Here is a 2,773-nt window from a genome sequence, read left to right on the forward strand (position 1 = left end):
GGTGGTGGCAGCCGTGGTGGTTACGGTGGCGGCAGCGGCGGCGGCAGCGGCGGCGGCGGCGGTAGCCGTGGTGGTTATGGCGGCGGCGGTGGCGGCGGTAGCCGTGGCGGCAGCGGCGGTGGCGGCGGTCGCAGCAGCGGTGGTGGTGGCGATTACGACCGGAACCGCAAGTCCTGGTAAGCTTTTCGGTATCGAATACAGCAAGGGGTGTGCGATCCGCATGCCCCTTGCTTATTCATATCCATCCCCCATTCTTTTGAACGCAATGCGACATGTCTGAGGCAAAACGCGGCGATACGGTACACGTGCATTATGAAGGGTCGTTGCGCGACGGGACGGTTTTTGACAGCTCGCGTGAACGGGAGCCATTGAGTTTCGCCCTGGGCGAAGGCGGCATCATCCCGGGATTCGAACAGGCCGTGCTCGGCATGAAGCCAGGAGAGTCGAAAACGATTCGGATCGATGCGGCGCAGGCCTACGGCGACCGGAGCGATGATCTGGTGATTTTTGTGCCGCGCGGACAATTTCCTCCAGACATCGACCCCGAGGTTGGGCAGAGCTTGATCGTCGGTCAGCCCGACGGCAGCGAAATGACGGTAGTAATCACCGAGGTGTCGTTCGACACGGTGACGCTTGATGCCAACCACCCGCTCGCCGGCGAAGAACTGACGTTTGCGATCGAGCTGTTGGCTATAGCAGGGTAGGTGTTTCGCCTGGCGTTGAGCCCTCTCAAGGCGTGAATCGCTCGACGTTGATACGGTCCAGCGCTTCGTTGTAGCGGTCGAGGTAGGCGGCGGGGTGGGCGGTATAATAGGCCACGGCGCGTTCGTAGTCCGCCGGCCTCAGGCCGTAGTGTGCCAGCACCGAGTCCCGGCCGCTCTCCAGATCGTTCCAGCGCTGCCCGCGGGCGCTGGCGAGGTGGAGGTCGATCAGGATGTCGACAAACAGGCTATCGTCCATCGGAGGGTCTTCCCCGTTGCCGGGCGCCGGCGTACACCCCGTTGTGAATACAAATGCCAGGACGAGGCCGGCTAACGAAAAACGGTCGTGAAGCGTCATCAGCTGAAGTGGTAACGGCGCAGGTTGACGATGGTCTCCTGGAGCACGACTTTGATGATGGCGGCCAGCGGGACGGCCAGGATCAGGCCGATGATATCCAGGTATTTCCCGCCCAGTAACAGGGCGATGACGAGGGTCAGGGGGTGGAGTTGGACGTTGCGCGCCAGGATGAGGGGTTGCAGAAAGACATTGTCGATTGCCTGGATGATGAGGAAGGCGATGATCACCGCCGGCACGGCATCAAACGTCCCCGTCGTGAAGACAGACGCAATGATGGCCAGCAGTCCGCCAAACGCCGGCCCGACGTAAGGGATCATGTTGGCCAGGCCGGCGATAGGCCCGATCACCAGAAAAAACTCGACCCCGAGCACCCACAAGGCAAAGGTCGAAAGAGAGCCGACGACAAATGCGATCAGGAACTGGCCGCGCAGGTAGTTGCCCAACTGGTCGTCCATCTTTTGCAGCACGTTGAGCGTGAACTCGAAATATCGATTCGGCACGAGGTTGACCAGCCCTTTTTTCATGCTGCGTGCATCCCGCAGGAAAAAAAACATCATAAATGGGATGGCGACCAGGTTGCCGAGTACGGACAACATGCCCGGAAGATAAGTGAAGGCGCGCTGCTCAAACTGATCCACGCTGCGGCGCAGGCTGGCGCTCAGGTTCAGATTCTCGATCCCCATAAACCCGAATTTCTGTTCGATTAACGTCTCCACAGTGCCCAGTGCCGCCTCGGCCTGAGTGAACACGGCCCCGGTCTGCAACGCCTCGAGCTGGCGCATCAACCCCGGGAAAAAGAGGAGGAAGATGCTAAAACAGAACAGCGTGAGGCCGGCGAAGATGGCGGTCGTCGCGAACGTACGGGTCATGCCGCGGCTTTCGAGCCGCGTCGCGAGCGGATCGAACAAATAGGCAAAAAGCACGGCCACGATGACAAGCTTGAACAGATCGGCGACATAGGAGATAAACACCAGCAGCCCGACGGCAAGCGCCACGATGACGAAGACCCTAGTCCAGTGTGTCGTTCCCTGGGTGTTCATGCGGTTGCCCGGCCAGCCGGCCGTTTTCGGCCTCGAGGTGGACGATCTGGTGGTGCATCACGAGGAGCTCCTGGTCGATTTCGACCAGCCGGCGCCCGGTAATCTGGGATAGGGGGATCAACACTTTTACGCCCAGCTTACTGTTGCGCTTGAAGAGGCCGAGCAGGTCCGGCTGGCAGACCCCCAGTAGCGTACACTCGGTGAGGGCGATGGCGCTGGCCGACCGGGGCGTCTCGTTGAGCAGCGCGATCTCACCAAAAAAGTCGCCCACGGTGAGTTCGGCCAACACGTGGTTATCGGGCATCTGGACGATCGAGACCACGCCATGCTGGATGATGTACATCCCGATGCCGGGGTCCCCCTGATGGAATATCTGTTCGCCGGCCACGTAGTCGCGCCGGTACATGATACGCTCGATACTGTCCAACTCGCGTTTGGACAACGCGGCGAAGATGGGGGTTCTCCTCAGCAAGGCGCGCGTTTCTTGCTCGAAGCTCGTCGGCTTGAACAGGTTACTCCAGAGGCCGTGCATCAGGGGATGATCTTGTTCAGAGCGAATTCGATGATACCTTCGGCGCCGGCATATTTGAGGCGGGGGATCAACTCGCGCACCGTTTTTTCTTCGACAACCGTCTCGATGGCCACCCACTCGTCCCCCATCGCGAGGGGGGCGA

General features: G+C 60.6%; 6 protein-coding genes. 1 reads left to right on the forward strand and 5 read right to left on the reverse strand.

Annotation, left to right across the window (positions count from 1 at the left end; translation table 11 throughout):
- Positions 1–204, reverse strand: a 204-nt coding sequence (locus SH809_19125; protein MDZ4701831.1) for a hypothetical protein, incomplete at its 3' end; no start/stop codon positions are given.
- A 68-nt stretch (positions 205–272) separates the two neighbouring features.
- Here SH809_19125 and SH809_19130 point away from each other — a divergent pair.
- Positions 273–704, forward strand: a complete 432-nt coding sequence (locus tag SH809_19130; GenBank protein ID MDZ4701832.1) for a peptidylprolyl isomerase — start codon at positions 273–275, stop codon at positions 702–704.
- A gap of 25 nt (positions 705–729) precedes the next feature.
- On the opposite strand, the gene SH809_19135 is transcribed toward SH809_19130, so the two are convergent.
- From SH809_19135 to SH809_19150, 4 genes are read right to left on the reverse strand one after another with little or no spacing between them, the layout of a single operon-like run.
- A complete protein-coding gene (locus SH809_19135) occupies positions 730–1,059 on the reverse strand; it encodes a DUF4296 domain-containing protein (GenBank protein ID MDZ4701833.1) in 330 nt (109 codons plus the stop codon).
- Entirely contained in the window at positions 1,059–2,099 is a 1,041-nt protein-coding gene (locus SH809_19140) for an AI-2E family transporter (protein MDZ4701834.1), read from the reverse strand. The genes SH809_19135 and SH809_19140 overlap by 1 nt, the downstream gene beginning before the upstream one ends.
- Positions 2,068–2,631, reverse strand: coding sequence for a cyclic nucleotide-binding domain-containing protein (locus SH809_19145; GenBank protein ID MDZ4701835.1), 564 nt, complete (start codon positions 2,629–2,631; stop codon positions 2,068–2,070). The genes SH809_19140 and SH809_19145 overlap by 32 nt, the downstream gene beginning before the upstream one ends.
- The gene (locus tag SH809_19150) at positions 2,631–2,759 is read right to left on the reverse strand and encodes a hypothetical protein (protein ID MDZ4701836.1); all 129 of its coding nucleotides are present in this window, start codon (positions 2,757–2,759) and stop codon (positions 2,631–2,633) included. The genes SH809_19145 and SH809_19150 overlap by 1 nt, the downstream gene beginning before the upstream one ends.
- Positions 2,760–2,773: the final 14 nt, after the last annotated feature.

This window comes from Rhodothermales bacterium, assembly GCA_034439735.1.
Lineage (GTDB): Bacteria > Bacteroidota > Rhodothermia > Rhodothermales > JAHQVL01 > JAWKNW01.

What these genes read in the sequence shown, in the direction of transcription:
- SH809_19130 (MDZ4701832.1), top strand. Translation starts at nt 273, where the DNA reads ATGTCTGAGGCAAAACGCGGCGATACGGTACACGTGCATTATGAAGGG.
- SH809_19135 (MDZ4701833.1), bottom strand. Translation starts at nt 1,059, where the DNA reads ATGACGCTTCACGACCGTTTTTCGTTAGCCGGCCTCGTCCTGGCATTT.
- SH809_19140 (MDZ4701834.1), bottom strand. Translation starts at nt 2,099, where the DNA reads ATGAACACCCAGGGAACGACACACTGGACTAGGGTCTTCGTCATCGTG.
- SH809_19145 (MDZ4701835.1), bottom strand. Translation starts at nt 2,631, where the DNA reads ATGCACGGCCTCTGGAGTAACCTGTTCAAGCCGACGAGCTTCGAGCAA.
- SH809_19150 (MDZ4701836.1), bottom strand. Translation starts at nt 2,759, where the DNA reads ATGGGGGACGAGTGGGTGGCCATCGAGACGGTTGTCGAAGAAAAAACG.